Annotated in this window: 18 protein-coding genes; 3 read left to right on the top strand and 15 right to left on the bottom strand. The window is 70.7% G+C overall.

Translation table 11 applies throughout. From position 1 onward, the window contains the following. Positions 1-6: 6 nt before the first annotated feature. The 3 genes from frc to QFZ76_RS40765 all read left to right on the top strand — a co-directional run bounded on the left by frc (position 7) and on the right by QFZ76_RS40765 (position 4,906). Positions 7-1,248 (top strand): formyl-CoA transferase, encoded by a 1,242-nt coding sequence (gene frc, locus QFZ76_RS40775; protein ID WP_307678379.1) that lies wholly within the window; start codon positions 7-9, stop codon positions 1,246-1,248. 4 nt (positions 1,249-1,252) lie between these two features. Further along, the gene (locus QFZ76_RS40770; protein WP_307680276.1) at positions 1,253-3,397 is read left to right on the top strand and encodes an acetate--CoA ligase family protein; all 2,145 of its coding nucleotides are present in this window, start codon (positions 1,253-1,255) and stop codon (positions 3,395-3,397) included. A gap of 120 nt (positions 3,398-3,517) precedes the next feature. Next, positions 3,518-4,906: an OFA family MFS transporter gene (locus QFZ76_RS40765; RefSeq protein ID WP_307678378.1), complete on the top strand. Its 1,389-nt coding sequence runs from the start codon at positions 3,518-3,520 to the stop codon at positions 4,904-4,906. A 112-nt stretch (positions 4,907-5,018) separates the two neighbouring features. Here QFZ76_RS40765 and QFZ76_RS40760 read toward each other — a convergent pair whose 3' ends face one another. The 15 genes from QFZ76_RS40760 to QFZ76_RS40690 all read right to left on the bottom strand — a co-directional run bounded on the left by QFZ76_RS40760 (position 5,019) and on the right by QFZ76_RS40690 (position 23,537). Further along, a complete protein-coding gene (locus QFZ76_RS40760) occupies positions 5,019-6,071 on the bottom strand; it encodes a sugar phosphate isomerase/epimerase (protein ID WP_307678377.1) in 1,053 nt (350 codons plus the stop codon). Between the two features lie 88 nt (positions 6,072-6,159). Then, positions 6,160-7,557 carry a nucleotide pyrophosphatase/phosphodiesterase family protein gene (locus QFZ76_RS40755; RefSeq protein WP_307678376.1) on the bottom strand — a complete coding sequence of 466 codons (1,398 nt, stop codon included), beginning with the start codon at positions 7,555-7,557 and terminating at the stop codon, positions 6,160-6,162. After that, positions 7,554-8,762: a metabolite traffic protein EboE gene (gene eboE, locus QFZ76_RS40750; RefSeq protein ID WP_307678375.1), complete on the bottom strand. Its 1,209-nt coding sequence runs from the start codon at positions 8,760-8,762 to the stop codon at positions 7,554-7,556. Before eboE ends, QFZ76_RS40755 begins: the two co-directional genes overlap by 4 nt. A gap of 3 nt (positions 8,763-8,765) precedes the next feature. Continuing rightward, the gene (locus QFZ76_RS40745) at positions 8,766-9,614 is read right to left on the bottom strand and encodes a TatD family hydrolase (RefSeq protein ID WP_307678374.1); all 849 of its coding nucleotides are present in this window, start codon (positions 9,612-9,614) and stop codon (positions 8,766-8,768) included. Next, on the bottom strand, positions 9,614-10,324 hold the full coding sequence (locus tag QFZ76_RS40740; RefSeq protein ID WP_307678373.1) for an EboA domain-containing protein: 711 nt from the start codon (positions 10,322-10,324) through the stop codon (positions 9,614-9,616). Before QFZ76_RS40740 ends, QFZ76_RS40745 begins: the two co-directional genes overlap by 1 nt. Further along, positions 10,321-11,277, bottom strand: a complete 957-nt coding sequence (locus QFZ76_RS40735) for a sugar phosphate isomerase/epimerase (protein WP_307678372.1) — start codon at positions 11,275-11,277, stop codon at positions 10,321-10,323. The genes QFZ76_RS40740 and QFZ76_RS40735 overlap by 4 nt, the downstream gene beginning before the upstream one ends. Further along, the gene (locus tag QFZ76_RS40730) at positions 11,274-12,254 is read right to left on the bottom strand and encodes an SCO3242 family prenyltransferase (RefSeq protein WP_307678371.1); all 981 of its coding nucleotides are present in this window, start codon (positions 12,252-12,254) and stop codon (positions 11,274-11,276) included. The genes QFZ76_RS40735 and QFZ76_RS40730 overlap by 4 nt, the downstream gene beginning before the upstream one ends. Beyond that, on the bottom strand, positions 12,251-13,375 hold the full coding sequence (locus QFZ76_RS40725) for an inositol-3-phosphate synthase (RefSeq protein ID WP_307678370.1): 1,125 nt from the start codon (positions 13,373-13,375) through the stop codon (positions 12,251-12,253). The genes QFZ76_RS40730 and QFZ76_RS40725 overlap by 4 nt, the downstream gene beginning before the upstream one ends. Positions 13,376-13,549: 174 nt before the next feature. Then, complete coding sequence (locus QFZ76_RS40720) at positions 13,550-14,911, bottom strand: ThuA domain-containing protein (RefSeq protein WP_307678369.1); 1,362 nt, start codon at positions 14,909-14,911, stop codon at positions 13,550-13,552. A gap of 15 nt (positions 14,912-14,926) precedes the next feature. Continuing rightward, entirely contained in the window at positions 14,927-17,449 is a 2,523-nt protein-coding gene (locus QFZ76_RS40715) for a PQQ-dependent sugar dehydrogenase (RefSeq protein ID WP_307678368.1), read from the bottom strand. 95 nt (positions 17,450-17,544) lie between these two features. Then, positions 17,545-18,549: a sugar phosphate isomerase/epimerase gene (locus QFZ76_RS40710; protein ID WP_307678367.1), complete on the bottom strand. Its 1,005-nt coding sequence runs from the start codon at positions 18,547-18,549 to the stop codon at positions 17,545-17,547. A 14-nt stretch (positions 18,550-18,563) separates the two neighbouring features. Next, positions 18,564-19,844 carry a Gfo/Idh/MocA family protein gene (locus tag QFZ76_RS40705; RefSeq protein WP_307678366.1) on the bottom strand — a complete coding sequence of 427 codons (1,281 nt, stop codon included), beginning with the start codon at positions 19,842-19,844 and terminating at the stop codon, positions 18,564-18,566. Between the two features lie 83 nt (positions 19,845-19,927). Then, complete coding sequence (locus QFZ76_RS40700; protein WP_266450125.1) at positions 19,928-20,986, bottom strand: substrate-binding domain-containing protein; 1,059 nt, start codon at positions 20,984-20,986, stop codon at positions 19,928-19,930. 17 nt (positions 20,987-21,003) lie between these two features. Then, entirely contained in the window at positions 21,004-22,023 is a 1,020-nt protein-coding gene (locus tag QFZ76_RS40695; protein ID WP_307678365.1) for an ABC transporter permease, read from the bottom strand. Then, positions 22,020-23,537 carry a sugar ABC transporter ATP-binding protein gene (locus tag QFZ76_RS40690; protein ID WP_307678364.1) on the bottom strand — a complete coding sequence of 506 codons (1,518 nt, stop codon included), beginning with the start codon at positions 23,535-23,537 and terminating at the stop codon, positions 22,020-22,022. Before QFZ76_RS40690 ends, QFZ76_RS40695 begins: the two co-directional genes overlap by 4 nt. Between the last annotated feature and the right edge of the window lie 106 nt (positions 23,538-23,643).

Raw genomic sequence — 23,643 nt, 5'->3', positions numbered from 1 at the left:
CCCCCGATGACTGGTACGTCCACCAAGGCACTTGAAGGCATCCGCGTCCTGGACATGACGCACGTCCAGTCCGGACCCTCCGCGACCCAACTCCTCGCCTGGCTCGGCGCGGACGTCGTCAAGCTGGAGGCGCCGACCGGTGACATCACGCGCAAGCAGTTGCGCGACCTGCCGGACGTCGACTCCCTCTACTTCACGATGCTCAACTGCAACAAGCGCAGCATCACCCTCAACACCAAGACCGAGCGCGGCAAGGAGATCCTCACCGAGCTGATCCGGCGCTCCGACGTCATGGTCGAGAACTTCGGACCGGGCGCGGTCGACCGCATGGGCTTCACCTGGGACCGCATCCAGGAGATCAATCCGCGGATCGTCTATGCCTCCATCAAGGGGTTCGGGGACGGCCCGTACACCAACTTCAAGGCGTACGAGGTCGTCGCTCAGGCCATGGGCGGGTCGATGTCGACCACCGGTTTCGAGGACGGGCCGCCGCTGGCGACGGGGGCCCAGATCGGGGACTCGGGCACGGGCGTCCACGCCGTGGCGGGGATTCTCGCGGCGCTGTACCAGCGGGAGAACACCGGGCGCGGTCAGCGGGTCAATGTGGCCATGCAGCACGCTGTGCTCAACCTCTGCCGGGTGAAGCTGCGCGACCAGCAGCGCCTGGCACACGGCCCGCTCGCTGAATATCCCAACGACGACTTCGGCGACGAGGTTCCCCGGTCCGGGAACGCCTCCGGCGGCGGCCAGCCCGGCTGGGCGGTCAAGTGCGCGCCGGGCGGGCCGAACGACTACGTGTACGTCATCGTGCAGCCCGTCGGCTGGCGGCCGCTCAGCGAGCTCATCGGCCGGCCCGAGCTGGCCGACGACCCCGAGTGGGCGTCGCCGGAGGCCCGGCTGCCCAAGCTGGGCAAGATGTTCCAGCTGATCGAGGAGTGGTCCGCCACGCTCCCGAAGTGGGAGGTGCTGGAGAAGCTCAACGCCCACAACATCCCGTGCGGGCCGATCCTGTCCACCAAGGAGATCATCGAGGACCGGTCGCTGGTCGCCAACGAGATGGTCGTCACCGTGCCGCACCCCGAGCGGGGCGAGTTCGTGACCGTGGGCAGCCCGCTGAAGCTCTCCGACTCCCCCGTCGAGGTGAGCAGTTCACCGCTGCTGGGCGAGCACAACGAACAGGTCTACGTCGGCGAGCTCGGTCTCGGCGACGAGGAGCTGCGCCTGCTCAAGTCGAACGGAGTGATCTGACGTGATGGCCGAAGACCGCCATGTGAGGGTGCGCACGCTCCTCGACACCGTGCGCGCCGAGGGCCGGACGGCGCTGACCGCGCCCGAGGGCAAGGTGATCGCCGACGCGTACGGGATCGCCGTACCGGGTGAGGAGCTGGCGACCGACGTCGACGAGGCGGTGGCGTACGCGGCGCGCTTCGGCGGGCCCGTGGTGATGAAGATCGTCTCGCCGGACATCCTGCACAAGACCGACGCCGGCGGTGTGATCGTGGGCGTCGAGGGCTCGGCCGACGTACGGGCCGCGTTCCACGAGATCATCGGCAACGCGCGTGCGTACAGCGCCGAAGCCCGTATCGAGGGCGTACAGATCCAGGAACTGCTGCCCAAGGGGCAGGAGGTCATCGTCGGCGCGGTGACCGATCCGACCTTCGGGAAGGTGGTGGCCTTCGGGCTCGGCGGGGTGCTGGTCGAGGTCCTCAAGGACGTCACGTTCCGGCTCGCGCCATTGGAGGCCGACGAGGCGCTGTCCATGCTGGACTCCATCCGTGCGGCGGAGATCCTGCGCGGGGTGCGCGGGGCGCCCGCCGTGGACCGGTGGGCGATCGCCGAGCAGATCCGCAGGGTGTCCCAACTGGTCGCGGACTTCCCGGAGATCGCGGAGGTTGACCTCAACCCGGTGATCGCCACGCCGCAGAGCGCGGTCGCGGCCGACATCAGGGTCATCCTCGCCGAGTCCCTGCCGAAGCCCCGGCCGACGTACACGCGCGAGGAGATCCTCACCTCCATGCGCCGACTGATGGAGCCCCGTTCGGTCGCCGTGATCGGTGCCTCCAACGAACAGGGCAAGATCGGCAACTCCGTGATGCGCAACCTCATCGACGGCGGCTTCGCCGGGGAGATCCATCCGGTGAACCCCAAGGCCGATGACATTCTCGGCCGCAAGGCGTACAAGAGTGTCACCGACGTTCCCGGTGAGGTGGATGTGGCGGTCTTCGCGATCCCCGCCAAGTTCGTGGCCTCGGCCCTGGAGGAGGTGGGACGCAAGAAGATCCCGAACGCCGTGCTGATCCCCTCCGGGTTCGCGGAGACCGGCGAGCACGAACTCCAGGACGAGATCGTGGCGATCGGCGAACGGCACGGGGTCCGGCTGCTCGGGCCGAACATCTACGGCTACTACTCGACGTGGCAGGACCTGTGCGCCACGTTCTGCACACCGTACGACGTGAAGGGCGGGGTGGCGCTGACCTCTCAGTCCGGTGGCATCGGGATGGCCATCCTGGGCTTCGCCCGGACCACCAAGACGGGCGTGTCGGCGATCGTCGGCCTCGGCAACAAGTCGGACCTGGACGAGGACGACCTGCTGACCTGGTTCGGCGAGGACCCGAACACCGAGTGCATCGCGATGCACCTGGAGGACCTCAAGGACGGGCGCGCCTTCGTCGAGGCCGCGCGGGCGACCGTACCGAAGAAGCCGGTCGTCGTCCTGAAGGCGGGACGTACCGCGGCCGGCGCGAAGGCCGCCGGATCGCACACCGGAGCCCTGGCGGGCGACGACGCCGTGTACGACGACATCCTGCGGCAGGCCGGGGTCATCCGGGCGCCCGGGCTGAACGAGATGCTGGAGTACGCGCGCGCGTTGCCGGTGCTTCCCACCCCTCAGGGGGACAACGTCGTGATCATCACCGGGGCGGGCGGCAGCGGGGTGCTGCTGTCCGACGCGGTGACCGACAACGGCCTCACCCTGATGGAGATCCCGCCGGACCTGGACGCGTCCTTCCGGACCTTCATCCCGCCCTTCGGGGCCGCGGGCAACCCGGTGGACATCACCGGGGGCGAGCCGCCGTCGACGTACGAGGCGACGATCCGGCTGGGTCTGGAGGACCCGCGCATCCACGCGCTGGTCCTCGGCTACTGGCACACCATCGTCACTCCCCCGATGGTCTTCGCGGAGCTCACCGCGCGCGTGGTGGCCGAGTTCCGGGAGCGCGGCATCGAGAAGCCGGTGGTGGCGTCGCTGGCGGGCGACGTCGAGGTCGAGGAGGCCTGCCAGTACCTGTACGAGCGCGGGGTCGTGGCGTACCCGTACACGACCGAGAAGCCGGTGGCCGTACTCGGCGCCAAGTACCGCTGGGCGCGCGCGGCTGGACTGTTGGGGGGCCGTTCATGAGGTGAACCGGTGCGGGGCCGGCCGACGGTGCGCGTCGGCCGGCCCGGGACCCGTGCGCACACGAAAGGCATTGGACAGGGGGCGCTGGCCAGAGCTTTCGACGCAAGGGGTGCGAGACACATGACAACCACCGACTTCTCCACACCCGTCCCCTACAGGGAGGTGACGGACCGCAACGGCCGCCTGTACCGGATCGGCGAGACCGACCGGGACATCATGGGCCGGCCACGATGGACCATGGTGCTCTTCCCGTGGATCGGCATGATGGGGATCAGCTCCTCGGAGTACGCGTTCACCTCCGCCGAGGACACCCTGCACGAGGCCCACCTGTGGAACAGCGGGCACATCTTCTGGCTGATGGGCGTCTGGGTGTTCTTCCAGGCCGCCGTCGCCTTCCCCGCCGGGCAGCTGCGCGAGAGCGGCAGGCTCCCCGCGCGGTACGCGATGATGCTCGGCGCGTTCGGCACGATCTGCGGCTACATCTCGTTGGCTTTCGCGCCGCACGTGATCGTCGCCTACATCGGTTTCGGCATGTTCAGCGGCATCGGCGCCGGCCTCGTCTACGCGACCTGCGTGAACATGGTCGGCAAGTGGTATCCGGAGCGCAAGGGCGGCAAGACCGGCATGGTCAACGGCGGCTTCGCCTACGGATCGGTGCCCTTCGTCTTCCTGTTCACCTCGTACATGGACCTGAGCAACTACGAGGTCGTCCTGGTGATGGTGGGTGTCATCTGCTGCGCGGTCGTCGCGTTCGCCGGGTGGTTCTTCAAGGACCCGCCGAAGAACTGGTGGCCCGCGAACGTCGACCCGCTGCGGCAGACCGACGACCCGAAGATCCGCCGGGCACTGGAGAAGAACCCGCCGGCGGTCAAGCAGTACACACCGAAGGAGGCCGCCCGCACGCCCGTGCTGTGGATGATGTGGTTCTGTCTGCTGTGCACGGCCGGCATCAACATCTTCGGCATCGCCTTCCAGGTGCCGTTCGGCAAGGACATGGGCTTCGCGGGCGGGATCGTGGCCACGGCGATGTCCCTGAAGGCCATCGTCAACGGCACCGGGCGCGGGGTCATCGGCTGGATCTCCGACAAGTTCGGGCGCCGCAACACACTGATCATCGTGTGTCTGGTGCTGGGGACCGCGCAGTTCGGGGTGCTGATCTCCGGCCAGATGGGCAGCATGCCGTTCTTCCTGTTCTGCTCCATGGTCTCCGGGTTCGGCGGCGGCGCGATCTTCCCGCTGTTCGCGGCCATGACCGCGGACTACTTCGGTGAGAACAACAACGCCTCCAACTACGGCATCGTCTACAGCTCGAAGCTGATCTCCGGGCTCGTGGGGGCCGGGATGGGCGCGGTCGTGGTCCACGCGTGGGACTACGAGGGCGCGTTCGTCATCGCGGGCTCCATCGGTCTGGCCTCCGCGGTCCTGGCGCTCTTCCTCAAGGCACCGGACAGGCCGCAGGCCCGGCGCATCGCTCCCAACCCGCACCCGCTCGGCGAGGAGATGGCGTGACGTGCCGGCGGACGCCGGAACGGCGTTCACGAGGCCGTGTGGCGGTATGAGCCGGCACGCATGAGGCGGCCCTCCCCGATCCGGGGAGGGCCGCCTCATGCGGGTGGAGCCGTCAGCACTTCTCGCGCAGTGAGTGCAGATGCGCGCTCGAACGCCGCGCGAAGGTGAAGGACTCGGTCGGGTTGTCGTGCTCGGCCTGCCAGTGGTGGGCGAGTCGTTCGCCGCGCAGCCGGGTCACGGCGGAGATGAACCGCTGGTAGTCGATGTCGCCGTCACCGACGTCGGTCATGCGGTAGCCGTACTGGTTCGACGGGTCGCTCTCCCCGTCCTTGACGTGGAAGAGCGGGTAGCGGTGGGGCTGCTTGAGCACGTAGTCGAGGGGTTCGAAGGGCGCGGGCGTGCCGTCGGGCCGCTTGGAGAAGCGGAACTGGCCCGAGTACGCCCAGAAGATGTCCATCTCCAGGAACACGAGGTCGGGGTCGGTCTCGGCGAGCAGCACGTCGTAGAGGCGGACCTTGGGGTTGTCGGTGGCGAAGGAGAACTCCTCGGAGTGGTTGTGCTGGTAGAACTTCATGCCGCGCGCCCTGGCCGCCGCACCGTAGGTGTTGAAGTCCTCGGCCGCGCGCTTCCACGCGTCGACGGTCGAGCCGTAGCGGAACGGTCCCGCGGCGGTGCCGATGTGCTTGAGGCCGAGGGCCTGGGCGTCGTCGAGGACCTTGGTGAGGTTCTGGGCGAAGGTGTAGGCGTTCGGGTCGCTGGAGTAGTAGCCGACGTGGCTGCCGATCGGGTTCAGGCCGTGGTTCCGGGCCAGCCGCTTGAGCTGCGCGAGCGTGATCGGACCGGCCGAGCCCTGGGTGTATCCGGCGAACTCGACCTCGTCGTAGCCGTACTTCTCCAGTTCGGCGAAGACGGGGGCGAAGCCCAGCGTGGAGACCTTGTCCCGCAGGCTGTACAGCTGGATGCCGAGCCGGCCGGGCGGCAGAACGGGACGGCCTCGGCCGCCGGCGGCGGTCTCGGCGGCGGTCGTGGTCTCGGTGGCGGCGGTGGCGGGGGCCGCGGCGGCGCCGAGCAGCGCGGCGACGGTGCTTCCGGCGGCGACGCCGAGCATGCCTCGTCTGGTGAGGCGGTGGGTGAGTTCGGGGTCGGTCTGGGACATGCGGCTCATGCCTGGAACTCCTCAAGATCGCAGGGTGTTGTCAGTGGTGAGTGCTTCACTGGTGACCAGTCGCAAGAGACAGGTCGGACGGGGCCGGTCAGCCGAGACCGGCCAGTTGGAGCAGCAGTGCTTTCACATCGGTGGCCGCTACGCGGTCGCCGACAGCGCGGGGGGTGGAGCAGATGAGGAGCGGACCGTCGTCGTCGCTCTCGGGGAGGCGGCCGTGGCTGCCGCGAATAGGTGAGGGGTCCAGGGGCACGACTGCCATGCGGTAGCGCATGCCGAGCTTCTTGCGGGCCAGTGCCGTGGCCGCCTTCACCTTCACGTAGGGGTCGAGCGGGTCCATGAAGAGTTCGACCGGGTCGTAGCCGGGTTTGCGGTGGATCTCGACCAGTCGCGCGAAGTCGGGCGCGCGGGCGTCGTCGAGCCAGTAGTAGTACGTGAACCAGGCGTCCGGCTCCGCCACGGCGACGAGTTCGCCGGAGCGCGGATGGTCGAGGTGATGGGCCTTCTTGCCCTCGTCGTCCAGGAGTTGCTCGATGCCGGGCAGGCCGTCGAGGGCGGCCCGGGTCGCGTCGAGGTCTTCCGGCCGGCGGACGTAGACGTGCGCGATCTGGTGGTCGGCGACCGCGAAGGCGCGGGAGGCCATCGGGTCGAGGTACTCCATGCCGTCCTGCGTGTGCACCTCCAGCAGACCGGCGCGGCGCAGGGCGCGGTTGATGTCGACGGGCCGGTCCACGCGGGTGATGCCGTACTCGGACAGGGCGACGACGGTACGGCCCTCGGCGCGGGCGTCGTCCAGGAGCGGAGCCAGCGCCGCGTCGAGGTCGGCGGCCGCCTTGAGGGAGCGCGGGTCGTCGGGACCGTACCGCTGCAGGTCGTAGTCGAGATGGGGGAGGTAGCAGAGCGTCAGGTCGGGTCGGCGGGTGCGGATGACATGCCGGGTCGCGTCGATGATCCAGCGGCTGGAGACCAGGTCCGCGCCGGGTCCCCAGAAGTGGAAGAGGGGGAAGGTGCCGAGTTTCTCGGTGAGTTCGTCGTGGAGGTCGGCGGGCCGGGTGTAGCAGTCGGGTTCCTTGCGGCCGTCGGCGTAGTAGATGGGACGGGGGGTGAGGGTGATGTCGGTGTCGGCGCCCATGGCGTACCACCAGCAGATGTTGGCGACGGTGTAGCCGGGGTGCGCGCGGCGGGCGGCGTCCCAGAGTTTGTCTCCGGCGACGAGACCGTTGTGCTGACGCCACAGGAGTACGTCGCCGAGTTCGCGGAAGTACCAGCCGTTGCCGACGATGCCGTGCTCGCAGGGGTGGGTGCCGGTCAGGAACGTGGACTGGGCGGCGCAGGTGACGGCGGGCAGGACGGTCCCGAGCGGCGCGCGGGAGCCGGACCGGGCGAGTGCCTTGAGGTGGGGCATGTGGTCGAGGAGGCGGGGGGTGAGACCGACGACGTCGAGGACGAGGAGGGGGGTCGGGCCCGGAGTGGTCCGGTGGGTGCTCATGGGAGCTCCTTCAGGCCGAGGTCCGTCAACAGGTCGCGGGCGAGGGTGAGTTCGGCGGCGATGCCGTCGGCGAGCTGGGCACGGGCGCGGGGCCGCAGCTCGGGCGGGAGCGCCTGCCAGGTGTAGGTCTCGACCTCGAGGTGGTGGGTGAGCGGGCGCGGGCCGCCGACGAGCCGGGTCAGGGCGGCCTTCAGGACGGGGAGCGTGGAGGTGAGGGGCGCGGTGGGTGCCGCGTGCAGCGGGACATGGAAGTGGGCGCGCCAGGGGGCCCCGTCGGGAAGCGTGTCGCCCTTGAGGGCCTCGCCGAGGTCGTCGGTGCCGCGGAGGCCTGCGGCGGTGGGGGTGCGGGTCTGGTGCAGGAAGCGGGGTTCGTCGAAGGCTGCCAGGGCCTCGCGGACCTCGGGGAGATGGGGGTGTTCGGCGTGCAGGGCGGCCGAGAGCTGGGATTTGACGACGGGGATACCGGCGTGGGTGAGCGCCTCCAGGGCGGTGTGCGGGTCTTCGAAGGAGGTGGCGAGGTGGCAGGTGTCGACGCAGATGCCGATGCGGTCGTGGCCGATCGCGGTGAGCGGGGCGATGGCGTCGGCGGTGGTCTCGACGACGCAGCCGGGCTCGGGTTCGAGACCGACGCGGATGGAGCGTCCGGTCAACTCCGCCAGGGCGTCCAGTCGTTGGGCGAGGGCGATCAGAGCGGTGCGGCCCGTCTCGGCGCGCGCTGCCGTGGCCGTACCGTCCGCTCTCGCGGTGCCGGAGGTGCGCGGCAGAGCGGTGCGCCAGGCCAGGGGCAGGGTGGAGATGCTGCCCTCGGTGACGTCGTCGGGGAGGAGGCCGGCCAGGACTCGGGCCAGGGCGGTGGTGTGGTCGAGGCGTTCGGGGTCGGCCCAGTCCGGCCGGTACACGCGGTACTTGACCTCCTCGGCGCCGAAGCCCTCGTAGGGGAAGCCGTTGAGGGTGACGACCTCGAGGCCGCGCCGGTCGAGTTCGGTGCGCAGCGCGCGCAGGGCGGACGGGTCGGTGACGAGGGCGTGGGCGGCGTCCCTGGCGAGCCACAGGCCGATACCGAGGCGGTCGCGGCCGAGGCGCCGTCGGACGGGCTCGCAGTGGTCGCGGAGCTGGGCCAGGACGCCGTCGAGAGTTTCGGCGGGATGCACATTGGTGCAGTAGGCGAGGTGGACGGTGGAGCCGTCGGGATGGCGGAAGCGCATCGCTCACTCCCCGCCGCGCAGCACGGAGTTGCCCTCGTGCGTGACATCGGGCGGGGCGACGTCCAGGTTCAGCCGGCCGCTGAGGCCGTAGAACGCGACGGGGTTGCGCCACAGCACCCGGTCGACGTCGTCCTCGGTGAAGCCCTCGGCCAGCATCAGGTCGCCGACCCTGCGGGTCTTGAGGGGGTCGCTGCGGCCCCAGTCGGCGGCAGAGTTCACCAGCACCCGGTCGGGACCGTACGCGCGAAGGATCGCGACCATCCGCTCCTCGTCCATCTTGGTGTCCGGATAGACGGAGAAGCCCAGCCAACAGCCGCTGTCCTTGGCCTCTTTGACGGTGGTCTCGTTGAGGTGGTCGACCAGGACCCGCTCCGGGGACAGCGCCGACTCCCCGATGACGTCGAGGGTGCGGCGCAGGCCGGCGAGTTTGTCGCGGTGCGGGGTGTGGACGAGCGCGGGCAGCTCGTGGTCGGCGGCGAGCTGGAGCTGGGCGGCGAGAGCGGTGTCCTCGGCGGGGGTCATCGAGTCGTAGCCGATCTCTCCGACGGCCACCACCTGGTCCTTGACGAGATACCGGGGCAGTTCGTCGAGGACGGGGACGCAGCGCGGGTCGTTCGCCTCCTTGGGGTTGAGGGCGAGCGTGCAGTGGTGGGCGATGCCGTACTGGGCGGCGCGGAAGGACTCCCAGCCCAGCAGCGAGTCGAAGTAGTCGAGGAAGGAGGCGGGAGAGGTGCGGGGCTGCCCGAGCCAGAAGGACGGCTCGACGACGGCCCGGACGCCGACGGCGCGCATGGCCTCGTAGTCGTCGGTGGTGCGGGAGGTCATGTGGATGTGGGGGTCGAAGATGCGCATCAGAGTTCCTCGCCGTCGTGGTTGCCCTGCGTGGCCGGTGGGGTGGCCGTGGGGTCGGTCAGGGTCAGGACGCGGTACAGGTCTGCGGGGACCGGGCGGTCCGCTGCGGTGCGTTCGGCGGCGTAGTCGCCGAGCATGCGGGCGAGTTCCGCGTCGCCGTGGGCACGGCGGTCCAGGTCGGCCACGACGTCGACGGGCACACCGGTGAAGAGGCACTTCAGGACGGCATGACGCCACTGGTGGACGGGCAGGTGCCGGGCGGCATACGGGCCGACCGCGGCGGCGAGGAGGCTGGTGTCGTTGGTGCGCAGGGCGTCCTCGACGAGTGGGAGGGCGTCCGGGCCGGGTACCAGGTGGGGCAGGGCGTGCAGGACGGCCCGGCGTTCGGCGGCGGTGCCTTGGAGGTAGACCCGGGTGAGGGCGCCGGTGTCGGCGTGGGCCGCGTGCAGGATGAGGACGCGTACGGCGTCGGCGTGCGCGGCGCCGCAGCGGCGTCCGGCCTCGGCGAGCCGCAGCTCCCATACGGAGATGGGCCCGTGCGTGCCGGGATGTGCGGCGGCCTCCTCGAGGGCCTGGTCGAGCCAGGCACGGGCGGCTCCGCCGAGGTGGGCGGCGATACGGCTGTGCAGGTCGGCCGGCGGGGTGTGGGCGAGGGTGGTGCCCGTGATGCCTGCCGCCGGGGTCGCCGGGTCGGCGTGGGTGTGGGTCATGAGGTGCTCCCTTGTGAGGGCGCCGCCGCGTGACGGAGGAACGGAAGGGACAGTTCGGCGAAGTGGGGGCCGGCGTGGGAGTGGCGGGGCAGTTCGACGACGGTCAGGCCCTGGTAGCCGACGGCCGACAGAGCGGCGAGCACGGGCGGGAAGTCGATCTCCCCGGCGCCGAGAGGGAGGTGTTCATGGACGCCGCGGCGCATGTCCTCGATCTGGACGTGGCGCAACCAGGGGCCGGCGGCGCGTACGCACTCGGCGGGCGGCAGGGGCTCAAGGCACTGGCAGTGGCCGATGTCCAGGGTCAGGCCCAGGTTCTCCGGGTCGCCGAGGGAACGGCGGAGTCGGTGGAAGTCCGCGAGGGTGGCGAGGAGGTGGCCGGGCTCGGGTTCGACGGCCAGCGGAATGCCGGCACGGGTGGCGGCGTCCAGGACGGGAGCGAGCGTCTCGGCCAGACGCTTCCATGCCGTGTCCGGGTCCGTCCCCGCCGGCGTGATCCCGCTGAAGCAGTGGACGGCGTGCGCACCGAGGTCGGAGGCCACCCGGACCGCGCGGATCAGCAGGTCGACTCGGCGGGCACGGTCGTCCGGGTCGGGGTCCAGCAAGGAGGGACCGTGCTTGCGCCGGGGGTCGAGCACATAGCGGGCGCCCGTCTCCACCGTGACCGACAGCCCGAGCTCGTCCAGCCGGTGCGCGAGGCGGCGGGTGCGGGTGGACAGGTCCGGCGCGAGCGGGTCCAGGTGCATGTGGTCGAGGGTCAGCCCGACGCCGTCGTAGCCGAGGTCGGCAAGGAGGGTGAGGGCGTCGTCGAGACGGAGGTCGGCGAGGCCGTTGGTGCCGTAGCCGAAGCGGAGGGGGTGGGCTTCGGAGAAGCGCGGGGTCGTCGCGGGACCGGGCGACGGGATGTCCGCCGCGGCGTGCGGTCCGGTCTCGCGGTAGAGGGCCTCGGGGTTCATGTGACGCTCACCTTCCTCGCGAACCTCCCGGCGAGCGGGGCCAGGGCCGCCGTGAGCAGCGCGGAGACCGGGGCGCCGGAGCGGGCGGAGAGTGCGGCCTGGAGGGGGATGGTGGCCCGGATGCCACCGCCGACGGCTCGTTGGGTGAGCGGGGGTGACGGGTTGAGGGCGGCGTGGAAGTAGGGGCGGACTGCGGTCGTGGCATAGGCGGCGGCGAGGGCGGTGCACAGGGCGAGGTCGGACGGGGATGCGGAAGCGCCTGGTCCCCGCCTCATGGAGGGACGTGTCAGGAGCCGGGCCAGTGCGGTGGTCGTGGCCAGGGCCGTCAGGAGGGCCAGGGGTGCGCCGCCCTGGGTCTCCCGCCGTGAGACGGTCGTGACCGTGAGGGTGTGCGCGCCCAGGAGGGCGGCGGACGGAAGGGCTCGGCGCAGGCCGCTCGCGGTGCGGGTGGCCGGGATCGTCCCCGCATTCCTGAACGTCCGCGAGCTCGTCGAGGCGGTGGCACCGAGCAGCAGGTCCAGGCCGCGGGCCGCCGCCATGGCGACGGGGCCTGCCGGGGTGCGCTTGAGGCCGAGGTCGTACGCCCAGACGGTGGCCGCCAAACTCGTCGCGACGGCGAGGGTGGGGCGGCCGGCACAGGCGGCCAGGGAGAGGCCGGCTCCGGTGAAGGCGCCGGCCGCCGCGAGGGCCGCAGCGGGGCGGATGCGGCCGGAAGGAAGGGGACGGTGCGGGCGTTCCGCGGCGTCCTCGTGCCGGTCGGCCCAGTCGTTGAGGGCCATGCCGGCCTCGTACAGACAGAGGGAGGAGCAGATGGCGAGCAAGGTGCGGGAGTTCGGGCGCGCGGCGGCCGCGGCCGCCCCGGCGAGGGCGTCGCCCGGGACGGTGAACAGGGCGGGCAGGCGCAGCAGTTCGGCCCAGGCCGCTCTTGTGGACGGGGCTCCGGCCGCGTTGCCGGCGCCACCGCTCGGGCCGCTCATCGCACGTCACCCCGCAACCGCTCCCCGAACCCCACCAGGGCCGCGTACTGCTCCCCCAGCGCCGACGGCCCCTCCCCCACCGGGTCCTTGAAGTAGAAGCCCAGTTCGGTCAGCGGGCCGGTCAGACCCCGCTCGTGGGCGCGGGCGACCAGGCGGGCCAGGTCGAGGACCAGAGGGGCGGCCAGGGCGGAGTCGCAGCCCTGCCAGGTGGCCTGGAGGATCATCCGGGCGCCGAGGAAGCCGTCGAAGGCGATGTGGTCCCAGGCGGTCTTCCAGTCACCGAGGACGGGGACGTCGTCGATGTGGACCTCGCCCTCGGGGACCGAGCCGAGGGTGTCGGCGAGGACCCGCTCCTTGCCCGCGTTCTTCGCCGCCGCGGCCGCCGGGTCGGCGAGGGCGGCTCCGTCACCCCCGCCCAGCAGATTGGTGCCGGACCAGGCCCGCACGGCGAGCGCCCGCTGCCTGAACATCGGGCCCAGCACCGAGCGGAGCAAGGTCTGGCCGGTCTTGCCGTCCCGGCCGGCGTACGGCAGCCCCGAGGACGCGGCGAGCGGCGCTAGCGCCGGGTGGTGCAGGCCGGTCGACGGGGTGAAGTTCACGTACGGGCAGCCCGCGCGCAGGGCCGCCGCCGCGTAGAGGGAGCTGGCGGGCAGGTCGGTGCCGGTTGCCGCCGACTCCGTGGAGGCGACGTTCACCACGACCGCCCGGTCCAGGTCCCGCCGTCGTACGAAGTCCCGTATGTCCGCGGCGAAGGCGGCGATCAGCTCGTCCTCGCTCCGGGTGTCCCCCGGGGCCGGGCCGCCGGGTCGGATCTCCCGGTCGGCGGCGGTCAGTTCGGCGCCGATCGCCGCGGGCAGGCCGTACGGCAGGACACCGCCGGCGGCCAGCGCTTCCGCCCGTTTGGGCAGCGGGCAGTCCAGGGTGTCGTGGCCGCCGAAGACGAGGTTCACCAGGGCAGGCAGGCCGCTGTCGGCGAACTCGGGCGTCTCGGTGACCAAACCGGTCGGTGGGTGCAGGCCGGCGCTCACGGCGGCGCAGCCCGCCACAACGGTGGTGGCGACGGAGCCACGCGCCCCGATCAGCCACACACCGACGCGCGATGCGGAAACGGACGCGGACATGGGCGGCCTCCTTGTCGAACACGTCGTAAGAACACGGGGCATACGACCGCTGGGTCCCTACGACCGCTGGGGCAGTCGCGGCCGCCTGAGCCGTACGAACACCCGGCGGTCGTACACACTCCGAGGTGGGAAAAGGCGGCGGGCGGGAGTCCGGCGTCCCCCGCCCGCCGCCGCTCAGTCGCCCTGCGACGCCGTTCGCGCCGAGGACTTCGCGGGCAGTTCCTTGATCCGGATGTCACGGAAGGACACCCGGTCGTCGGCTCCGTGGTTCTGGATGCCGACATGGCCGTCCCTGAGACTCCGGGCCGGATCGGTGTTGGTGAAATCGTTGATCTTCACGCCGTTGAGCCAGACGCGAAGGCGTTCGCCCTCCACGCGGATCTCGTACGTGTTCCACTCCCCCGGCGGGTTCAGCGCGCGGTCACGCTTGGCCAGGTCGGCGGACCGGAAGCCGTAGACGGAACCGGTGGTCTTCTCCGGCACGTCGGTGGCGTCGATCTGGATCTCGTACCCGTTGTTCACCGCCGACCACGGGTCGGCCGAGGGCGGGAAACCCACGAACACACCGGAGTTGTCGTCGCCGGACTCGCTCGCCATCTTCCAGTCGAGCTTCAGCGAGTACGACCCGAAGGCCTGGTCGGCGTACCAGAGCATGCCCATGCCGCCCGACGAGGTGATCGTGCCGTCGTCGTCCAGGGGGAAGGAGCCCGGCCCGGCCTGCTGCCAGCCATCCAGCGAGCTGCCGTCGAAGAGCGGACGGTATCCGGTCTCCGGTCGACAGTCCGCCTGGACATCGCCTATTGCATACAGGATTCCGCCGGCCAGGTGTCTGCGGAATGCAGGATCCGCGTAGGACTCCTTCGTGTGACCGCCGCCCGTGTAGAAGGCGCGGCCGCCCTGGTAGGTCTGGCACCAGGCGATCGGGTGGTCGCCGTGCATGGTGCCGCCGGTGTACGACGACTCGTCGAGCGAGGCGAGGACATGGGCCCGTTCCCGGGGATTCGAGCGGTAGTTGTACCACTCGTCGGTGCGTTCCCAGGTCTTCGGCAGGTCCGAGGTCGCCGGGTGGGCGCGGTCCTCCACGTTGACGGTCGCGGGCTGGATCGCCGGGTGCGACTCGAAGTAGGCGCCGGCGAGGCCGCCGTAGAACTCCCAGTCGTACTCGGTGTCGGCGGCCGCGTGGACGCCGACGTAGCCGCCGCCGTGCCGGATGTAGCCCTCGAAGGCCGCCTGTTGGGTGGGTCCGAGGACGTCTCCGGTCGTCGACAGGAACACGACCGCGTCGTACCGCCGCAGGTTGCGTCCGGTGAACGCGCCCGCGTCCTCCGTGGCGTCGACCTTGAACCCGGCACTCTCGCCGAGCTGCTGGACGGCAGCGACACCGTCGGGGATCGAGTCGTGGCGGAAGCCGGCCGTCTTGGAGAAGACGAGGACCCGTCTGTCGTCGGCCGGCTGCGAGGCGGCCGGTTCCGAGACGCAGCCCAGGAGCAGCGCCGTGCCCACAACTGCCGTGGCCAGACGTCTGGTTGAATGCATCGTGGTCACCTCCTGTCAGCCGGTCGTGAAGGTGAAGTCGTCCACGTCGTACAGGGCTCCGGAGCCACTGCCCTTGAAGACCAGGTACAGCGTGGTCGTACCGCGCGGGGCGCGGGCCAGGTCTGCGGCGACGTCCTGGAAGGTGTCCCAGCCGCCGGTCACCGGCACGGTCGCCTTCCCGAGCAGCGTGCCCTTCGCGGACCCGGCGCGGATCTCGAGCGTGCCGCCCGTGCCGGCCGAGGAGACCCGTGCGGTGATCTTCTTGGCGTTGCCGAGGGCGTACGGCGTGAAGGCGATCCAGTCGCCGTTGTGCACGTCCCCGACCGTCTTCCCGCCGTGCGCGGTGTCCTTGTCGATGACCGCGACGCCGGAGGATGTGCCGAAGTGCTCGGCCTGGCGGTGCTCGGGCTGGACGACGTTCTGGTCGTGGGTGGTGAGCGGGGCTTGGCCGCCGCCTCCGCCGTCGGTGTACTCGGCGTCGAACACGCCGAAGATGTTGGCGTCGTCGTCGTGGCCGCCGTCGGCGCTGGTCTGGATGGTGCCGGTGCAGCCGTTGGCGGAGGTCAGCGGGTGGCCGTGGGTGTCGTGGCCGAGGATGAAGGTGACCTTGACCTTCGAGCAGTCGATGTTCCTGCCGTCCTCGGGGTCGGTGACCCGGACCTTGAACGGGATCGCGTCCCCGAAGCTGAACAGCTGGCCGTCGCGCGGGAGTTCGAGCGTCACCTTGGGCGCGGTGTTGCCCACGACGATCTGCGCGCTCGCGCTGCCGGTGCGTCCGCTCAGGTCCTTGGCGGTCAGGGTCGCGGTGTAGGTGCCGTTCTTGCGGTACGTGTGGGTCGGGTTCGCCGCGGTCGACGTGCTGCCGTCGCCGAAGTCCCAGCTGTAGGTGAGGGCGTCGCCGTCCTGGTCGGTGGTGCCCGCGGAGGAGAAGCCCACCTTCAGCGGGGCCTGTCCCGAGGTCCGGCTCGCCGCGGCCTGCGCGACCGGGGAGTGACCGTCGGTGGCGTTCTCGATGCGGTACAGGGCCGAGTTCTCGTCGCCGCCGAACCAGGACAGGCCGTAGTCGAGGACGTACAGCGCGCCGTCGGGGCCGAAGGCCATGTCCATGATCTGGGTGCCGGTCCACGGCACGTCGTTGATGGACTGCACGGTGCCGCTGTCGTCGCTGACGATCCGCTTGATCCAGCGCCGTCCGAACTCCCCGGCGAAGAAGTCGCCGTCGTAGGCCTCGGGGAACTTCACCGGCGAGTCGAGGGAGGCGTCGTAGTGGTAGACCGGGCCGCCCATCGGGGACTCGGAGCCGGTGCCGAACTCGGGCACGGACCCGCCGTCGTAGGGGATCCAGGCCGGCTGGGCGGGCGGCAGATCGGTGAGGCCGGTGTTGTGCGGCGAGGTGTTCTTCGGTGCGCTGCAGTCGAACGGTGCACCGGATACACCGGTCGCGAAATCGTATGCGATATACGGGTCATTGTCGCCCGTGCAGAACGGCCATCCGAAGTTCCCTGGACCGGTGACCCGCGCGAACTCCACCTGGCCGGCCGGTCCGCGAGCCGGGTCGGCGGCGCCGGCGTCGGGGCCGTAGTCGCCGACGTAGAGGATGCCGGTCTCCTTGTCGACACTGAAGCGGAACGGGTTGCGGAAGCCCATCGCGTAGATCTCGGGCCGGGTCTTGTCCGTGCCGGGTGCGAAGAGGTTGCCGTCGGGGACCGTGTACGAGCCGTCGGCGTTCACCTTGATGCGCAGGATCTTGCCGCGCAGGTCGTTGGTGTTGCCGGACGAGCGCCGGGCGTCGAAGGCGGGGTTGCGGCCGTCCCGGTCGTCGATGGGGGTGAAGCCGTCCGACTGGAACGGGTTGGTGTCGTCGCCCGTCGACAGGTACAGGTTGCCCGCCGCGTCGAAGTCGATGTCGCCGCCGACGTGGCAGCACAGGCCGCGCGAGGCCGGGACGTCGAGGATCTTCTTCTCGCTGGCGGCGTCGAGGGTGCCGTCCGTTTTCAGGACGAACCGGGAGAGGCGGTTGACGCCGTCGAAGGGTGCGAAGTCGGCCGCGGTGCCCGTCTCGGGGGCGTCGCCCGCCGGGGTGTTCAACGGGGGTGCGTAATAGAGGTAGATGAAGCGGTTGGTCGTGAAGTCCGGGTCCACGCCGATGCCTTGGAGGCCCTCTTCGTCGTGGGAGTAGACGTCGAGCTTGCCGGCGAGTTTGGTGTTGCCGGCCGCGTCGGTCAGGCGCAGTTCGCCGTCGCGCGAGGTGTGCAGGACCGAACGGTCGGGGAGGACGGCGAGCGACATGGGCTCACCGACCTCCGGCTCGCCCTTGGCGAGGGTGACCTGCTGGAAGTCCTCGGCGGCGGAGGCGGCCGGGGCGGCGGGTGCGGCTCCCGGGTCGGCGACGGCTGCGCCGGCCTGTGGTGTGGTGAGGGTGAGGGACGCGCCCGCGAGCAGTGCCCCGGTGAAGAGGGCGGCTGCCTTGCGGAAGGGCAGGCGTCGTCTGTGGGTCTCGATTCTGTCGGTGCTGGTGGTGCGGTCGTTCCCGTGCACGGATGCCTCCAGAATGGGGCTGGTTGTACATGCGGGTGCGGTTCGCCGGGATGCGCCGTCATCCCGGAACTCACTGAAGAGGCAACGAGCTTGCTCTATTCGTTGCCGCCGAACGCCGCGTCGAAGGAAGCCGACGGCGGCTCGAAGTCGTACGCCTTGAGGCGGGCCAGGGCCTCCGGGGCGCCCTGCAGCCGGTCCATGCCGGCGTCCTCCCACTCCACGGAGATGGGCCCCCGGTAGTCGATGGAACGAAGCATCCGGAAGACGTCCTCCCAGGGGACGTCGCCGTGGCCCGCGGAGACGAAGTCCCAGCCGCGCCGCGGGTCGCCCCAGGGCAGGTGGGAGCCGAGGCGGCCGTTCCGTCCGTCGAGACGCTTGCGGGCCTCTTTGCAGTCGACGTGGTAGATGCGGTCGCGGAAGTCCCACAGGAAGCCGACCGGGTCGAGGTCCTGCCACACGAAGTGGCTCGGGTCGAAGTTGAGGCCGAAAGCCGGTCGACGGTCGACTGCATCCAGCGCGCATACAGTCGTCCAGTAATCGTATGCAATCTCGCTGGGGTGGACCTCGTGCGCGAACCGCACGCCCTCCGCGTCGAAGACGTCGAGGATCGGATTCCACCGTTCGGCGAAGTCCTCGTAGCCACGCTTGATCATCGACTCCGGCGCGGGCGGGAACATGGCGACCAGATGCCAGATCGAGGAGCCGGTGAAGCCGATGACGGTGTCGACGCCGAAGGCGGCCGCGGCGCGGGCGGTGTCGGCGATCTCGGCCGCCGCCCGCCGCCGCACGCCCTCCGCGTCTCCGTCGCCCCAGATGCGGGCCGGCAGGATCGCCCGGTGCCGTTCGTCGATGATGGCGTCGCAGACGGCCTGGCCCACCAGGTGGTTGGAGATGGCCCAGCACTTGAGGCCGTACTTGTCGAGGAGTTGGTGGCGCGAGTCGAGGTACGACGGGTCGGCGAGTGCCTTGTCGACCTCGAAGTGGTCCCCCCAGCAAGCGAGTTCGAGGCCGTCGTAGCCGAAGTCGCGGGCGAGGCGGCAGACCTCTTCGAGCGGCAGGTCGGCCCACTGGCCGGTGAAGAGCGTGAAGGTGCGCGGCATGTCGCGGGGCCTCCTCAGGCCGCTATGGGCGTGTAGACGGAGTTCTTCTCGGCGCTCTCCTCCACCGCGGCCAGGACGCGCTGCACCTGGAGCCCGTCGGCGAAGGAGGGCTCGGGCCGGCGGCCCTCGGCGATCGCGTGGACCAGGTCACGGGCTTGGTGGACGAAGGTGTGCTCGTAGCCGAGGCCGTGGCCCGGCGGCCACCAGGCGTCCAGGTAGGGGTGGTCGGGTTCGGTGACGAGGATGCGGCGGAAGCCGGCGTGCGCTCCGGGCTCCGTACCGTCGTGGTACGCGAGCTCGTTGAGGCGCTCCAGGTCGAAGGCGAGCGAGCCGAGTTCGCCGTTGAGTTCGATGCGCAGGGCGTTCTTGCGGCCGGTGGCGTACCGGGTGGCCTCGAAGGAGGCGAGGGCGCCGGAGGTGAAGCGGCCGGTGAACAGGGCGGCGTCGTCCACGGTGACCTGACCGGTGCCGTGGGCGGCGACCGCGGTCAGGCCGCTGCTGGGGCCGCCGGGCAGCGGGCGCTCCCGTACGAACGTCTCGGTGAGCGCGGAGACCCCGGCCAGGAGCTCCCCCGCCAGGTACTGGGCGAGGTCGACGATGTGCGCCCCCAGGTCGCCGAGCGAGCCCGAGCCCGCCACCTCCCTGCGCAGCCGCCAGGTGAGCGGGAACTCCCGGTCCACCAGCCAGTCCTGAAGGTACGTCACCCGCACGTGGCGCAGGCTGCCGAGGCGGCCCTCGGCGACCATCGAACGAGCCAGGGCGGTGGCGGGCACCCGGCGGTAGTTGAAGCCGACCATCGCCACCCTGCCCTGCTCGTACGCCGTTTCGGCCGCCCGCGTCATCGCCTCGGCCTCCTCGACGGTGTTCGCGAGGGGCTTCTCGCACAGCACGTGCTTGCCCGCGGCCAGCGCGGCGAGGGCGATCTCGGCGTGGCTGTCGCCGGGGGTGCAGATGTCGACGAGGTCGATGTCGTCCCGCGCGATCAGGGCACGCCAGTCGGTCTCGGCGGACGCCCAGCCGTGCCGGTCGGCCGCCGCGCGGACGGCCACCGCGTCCCGCCCGCAGAGCGCGGCCAGGACCGGGGTGCGGGGCAGGTCGAAGACGCGGCCCGCGGTCCGCCAGCCCTGCGAGTGGGCGGCGCCCATGAAGGCGTAACCGATCATGCCGACGCGCAGCGGCGGCTTCTCGGCGGCGGCCGGCTGCGGGCTGCCCGCCTCGGCCCGCTCCGGACTGTCGGCCCCGGCCATGTCCGGCCCCTTCGCCTCCGCTCCTGCTGACTGCTGCGGCTGTGCCATGGGCGATGTCCTCCTCGTCGTGGTGGCGCGGTGGGGGGTGCAGCCCGGACCGTCGAGGAACCGGGCGCCTTCGGCAAAACGCCTCACTTGAAGCCGGTGGACATGTACTGGTCGACGTTGTCCTTGTCCACGACGGCGGAGTAGAGCGTGATCGACGCCGGGATCTCGTACTCGGCGAGACCGCTCACGCCCTTGGCCTGGCCGAGGGCGCGGGCGAGGTCGATCGCGGACGCGGCCATGGTCGGCGGGTAGAGGACGGTCGCCTTCAGGACGCCGTTGTCCTGCTTGATGGCCTGGAAGGCGGACAGGGCGCCCGCACCGCCGACCATCAGGAAGTCGTCGCGCCCGGCCTGCTCGATGGCGCGCAGCGCGCCCACGCCCTGGTCGTCGTCGTGGTTCCACAGGGCGTCGAACTTCGACTGGGCCTGCAGGAGTTGGGCCATCTTGGCCTGCCCCGACTCGACCGTGAAGTCGGCCGCCTGGCGGGCCACCTTGCGGATGTTGGGGTAGTTCTTCAGCGCGTCGTCGAAACCCTGGGTGCGCTGCTTGGTCAGCTCCAGGTTGTCGAGGCCGGCCAGTTCGATGACCCGCGCACCGGACTTCCCCTTGAGCTTCTCACCGATGTAGTGGCCGGCGCTGAGGCCCATGCCGTAGTTGTCGCCGCCGATCCAACAGCGGTACGCCTGCGGGGTGTTGAAGATCCGGTCGAGATTGACGACCGGGATGCCCGCGCGCATCGCCTTGAGGCCGACCTGGGTCAGGGCCTTGCCGTCGGCGGGCAGGACGACCAGGACGTCGACCTTCTTGTTGATGAGGGTCTCGATCTGCCCGATCTGCTGGGCGGTGTCGTTCGAGCCCTCGGTGATCTCCAGGGTGACGTCGGAGTACTTCTCGGCCCGCTTCTTGGCGTTGTCGTTGATGGCGTTGAGCCAGCCGTGGTCGGCCTGCGGGCCGGCGAAGCCGATGGTGACCTCCTTGCCGGGCTTGTCCTCGGCGGCCGGCTGGTCGTTCGCCGCCGGCTCGTCGTCACTGGAGTCGTTGCTGGTGCAACCCGCGAGGAGGGCACCGGCCGAGACGGCGGCGGTCCCGAAGAGCAGTCCTCTGCGACTGGTGAAGCGGCTCGGATAAGTCGGCTCTGGCATGGCGGTGAACCCTTTCCTCAGTTCGTGCTCGCGGTACGGCGCTGGACCAGCACGGCGGCGACGATGATCGCGCCCTTGGCGATCTGCTGGACGTCGCTCTGCAGGTTGTTCAGGGCGAAGATGTTGGTGATCGTGGTGAAGATCAGGACGCCGAGCACGGAGCCGGTGATGGTGCCGCGACCCCCGCTGAGCAGGGTGCCGCCGATGATGGCGGCCGCGATGGCGTCGAGTTCGTAGAGGTTGCCGTTGGTGTTCTGGCCGGAGCCGGACAGGATGATGAGCAGGAAGGCGGCGATGCCGCAGCACAGTCCGGACAGCAGGTAGAGGTACAGCCGCTGGCGGCGTACGTCGATGCCGGCGAGCCGGGCGGCCTCCGCGTTGCCGCCGACGGCGACCGTGCGGCGTCCGAAGGTGGTCCGGTTCAGCACCAGCCAGCCGATGATCGTCACGACCGCGAACACCATCACCAGGGGTGGGACGCCGAGCACGTAGGAGTCGCGTTCGCCGAGGTCGAGGATGCCGTCGACGGTGACGATCTGCGTACGGCCGTCGGTGATCTGCAGGGCGAGCCCGCGCGCGGAGGCCAGCATGGCGAGGGTGGCGATGAACGGGACCATCCCGCCGTACGCGATGAGCAACCCGTTGACCAGGCCGCACCCGACGCCGACGATCACCGCGGTGAAGAGGATGCCCGCGAAGCCGTACTCCTGCGTGGCGACCGTGGTCGCCCACACCGAGGCGAGCGCGACGATGGCGCCGACGGACAGGTCGATGCCGCCCGAGGTGATGACGAAGGTCATCCCGACGGTGACGACACCGATCACCGAGGCCTGGGTGAGGACGAGTTGGAGGTTGCGGGTGTCGAGGAACTCGTCCGGCTTGGTGATGCCTCCGATGAGGATCAGCGCGGCGAGCACTCCGAGGAGGGAGAGGGTGCGCACGTCGGCGCGGAACATCAGGGACCGCCAGGCCGGGGCTTCGTTCACCGACGGCACCTTGTCGGCGCTGTCCCGGGGCGGGGAGACGGGCTGCGTCATGACGCGGGGCTTCCTTCCATGACGAGGTCGAGTACGCGGTGTTCGTCGAGGTCGCGGGCGGGTGCCGTGTGGACGACGCGGCCCTCGCGCAGCACCAGGACACGATCGGCGAGGCCGAGGACCTCGGGGACCTCGCTGGAGACCAGCAGCACGCCGAGGCCTTCGTCAGCCAGTCGACGGACGACTGCATACAGTTCGGCGCGGGCGCCGACGTCGACCCCGCGGGTCGGTTCGTCGAGCAGCAGCACCCGGCAGCCGCGCAGCAGCCAGCGGGCCAGGACGGCCTTTTGCTGGTTGCCGCCGGACAGGGTGCGGATCGGAACGTTCGGGTTGTCGGGACGCAGCGACAGCTCGCGGGTCGCGGCCCGCGCGGCCCCCAGTTCGGCGCCCCGGTCGATCCAACCGGCCCGCGCGAAGCGGGACATGGAGGAGACGGAGACATTGCGGGTGACCGATTCCAGCATCAGCAGGGCCTGCGCCTTGCGTTCCTCGGGGGCGAGTCCGAGGCCGGCGCGGACGGCGGCGCGGACGCTGCCGGGCCGCAGCGGGCGTCCGTCGACGCTGACCCGGCCGGCGGTGGGCTTGCGGGCGCCGTAGATCGTCTCCAGGATCTCGGAGCGGCCCGAGCCGACGAGTCCGGCGAGGCCGACGATCTCGCCGGGACGGATGCTCAGGTCGAGGGGTTCGAACTCGCCCTCGCGGGCCAGCCCGCGCACCTCCAGGACCGGAGTGCCGCCGGGGGCCGACGCCGGCCGCTCGGGAAACACGTACTCCACGTTGCGTCCCGTCATCAGCGCGACGACCTCGCGGGTCGGCGTCGACTTCGCGGGCAGTCCGACCGCGACCGCCCGCCCGTCCTTCAGGACGGTCACCCGGTCGCCGATGCGGCGGATCTCCTCCAGCCGGTGGGAGATGTAGACGACCGCGACGCCGTCGGCGGTGAGGTCGCCGACGATCCGGAAGAGGTTGTCGACCTCGTCCGGGTCGAGGGCGGCGGACGGCTCGTCCATCACGATCAGCCGTACGTCGTGCGAGAGCGCCCGCGCCATGGACACGATCTGCTGCTGGGCGGCCGACAACTCCCCCACCAGGCGGGCCGGATCGATCTCCGGATGCCCGAGCCGCTTGAGCAGAGCGGCCGTTGATGCTCGTGCCGCCTTGCCCCGTACGACGAAACCGGCCGCCGTGGGTTCATGGCCGAGGTGGACGTTCTCCGCCACCGACAGGTGCTCCACCAGGTCGAGTTCCTGGTAGATGGTGGCGATGCCGAGGCGCATCGCGGCGATCGGCGAACGGAGGGTGACGTCCTCGCCGCGCCAGCGGATGGTGCCGGTGTCGGGCTGGTGGGCGCCGGCCAGGACCTTGATGAGGGTGGACTTGCCGGCGCCGTTCTGGCCGAGCAGGCAGTGCACCTCTCCGGCCTGGACGTCGAGGTCGACGCCGTCGAGGGCCCGGACTCCGGGGAACGACTTGGTGATGCCGGACATGCTGAGCAGCGTTGGTTCGGGTGCCATGTGCGGGTCCCCCTGGCAGGCGTGCGGGCCGGAATCAGGGCAGGGCGGGGTAGGGCGAGGTGCCCATGAGCTGTATCCAGTCGGCGATATGCCGTATGAAGTCGGT

The sequence above is a fragment of the Streptomyces sp. V4I2 genome, assembly GCF_030817655.1.
Taxonomy (GTDB): Bacteria; Actinomycetota; Actinomycetes; order Streptomycetales; family Streptomycetaceae; genus Streptomyces; species Streptomyces plumbiresistens.
This window is presented reverse-complemented; position numbering and strand designations above follow the sequence as displayed.

Excerpts from the sequence above, each read along its gene's own strand:
- frc (WP_307678379.1), top strand. The coding sequence starts at position 7 with ATGACTGGTACGTCCACCAAGGCACTTGAAGGCATCCGCGTCCTGGAC.
- QFZ76_RS40770 (WP_307680276.1), top strand. The coding sequence starts at position 1,253 with ATGGCCGAAGACCGCCATGTGAGGGTGCGCACGCTCCTCGACACCGTG.
- QFZ76_RS40765 (WP_307678378.1), top strand. The coding sequence starts at position 3,518 with ATGACAACCACCGACTTCTCCACACCCGTCCCCTACAGGGAGGTGACG.
- QFZ76_RS40760 (WP_307678377.1), bottom strand. The coding sequence starts at position 6,071 with ATGAGCCGCATGTCCCAGACCGACCCCGAACTCACCCACCGCCTCACC.
- QFZ76_RS40755 (WP_307678376.1), bottom strand. The coding sequence starts at position 7,557 with ATGAGCACCCACCGGACCACTCCGGGCCCGACCCCCCTCCTCGTCCTC.
- eboE (WP_307678375.1), bottom strand. The coding sequence starts at position 8,762 with ATGCGCTTCCGCCATCCCGACGGCTCCACCGTCCACCTCGCCTACTGC.
- QFZ76_RS40745 (WP_307678374.1), bottom strand. The coding sequence starts at position 9,614 with ATGCGCATCTTCGACCCCCACATCCACATGACCTCCCGCACCACCGAC.
- QFZ76_RS40740 (WP_307678373.1), bottom strand. The coding sequence starts at position 10,324 with ATGACCCACACCCACGCCGACCCGGCGACCCCGGCGGCAGGCATCACG.
- QFZ76_RS40735 (WP_307678372.1), bottom strand. The coding sequence starts at position 11,277 with ATGAACCCCGAGGCCCTCTACCGCGAGACCGGACCGCACGCCGCGGCG.
- QFZ76_RS40730 (WP_307678371.1), bottom strand. The coding sequence starts at position 12,254 with ATGAGCGGCCCGAGCGGTGGCGCCGGCAACGCGGCCGGAGCCCCGTCC.
- QFZ76_RS40725 (WP_307678370.1), bottom strand. The coding sequence starts at position 13,375 with ATGTCCGCGTCCGTTTCCGCATCGCGCGTCGGTGTGTGGCTGATCGGG.
- QFZ76_RS40720 (WP_307678369.1), bottom strand. The coding sequence starts at position 14,911 with ATGCATTCAACCAGACGTCTGGCCACGGCAGTTGTGGGCACGGCGCTG.
- QFZ76_RS40710 (WP_307678367.1), bottom strand. The coding sequence starts at position 18,549 with ATGCCGCGCACCTTCACGCTCTTCACCGGCCAGTGGGCCGACCTGCCG.
- QFZ76_RS40705 (WP_307678366.1), bottom strand. The coding sequence starts at position 19,844 with ATGGCACAGCCGCAGCAGTCAGCAGGAGCGGAGGCGAAGGGGCCGGAC.
- QFZ76_RS40700 (WP_266450125.1), bottom strand. The coding sequence starts at position 20,986 with ATGCCAGAGCCGACTTATCCGAGCCGCTTCACCAGTCGCAGAGGACTG.
- QFZ76_RS40695 (WP_307678365.1), bottom strand. The coding sequence starts at position 22,023 with ATGACGCAGCCCGTCTCCCCGCCCCGGGACAGCGCCGACAAGGTGCCG.
- QFZ76_RS40690 (WP_307678364.1), bottom strand. The coding sequence starts at position 23,537 with ATGGCACCCGAACCAACGCTGCTCAGCATGTCCGGCATCACCAAGTCG.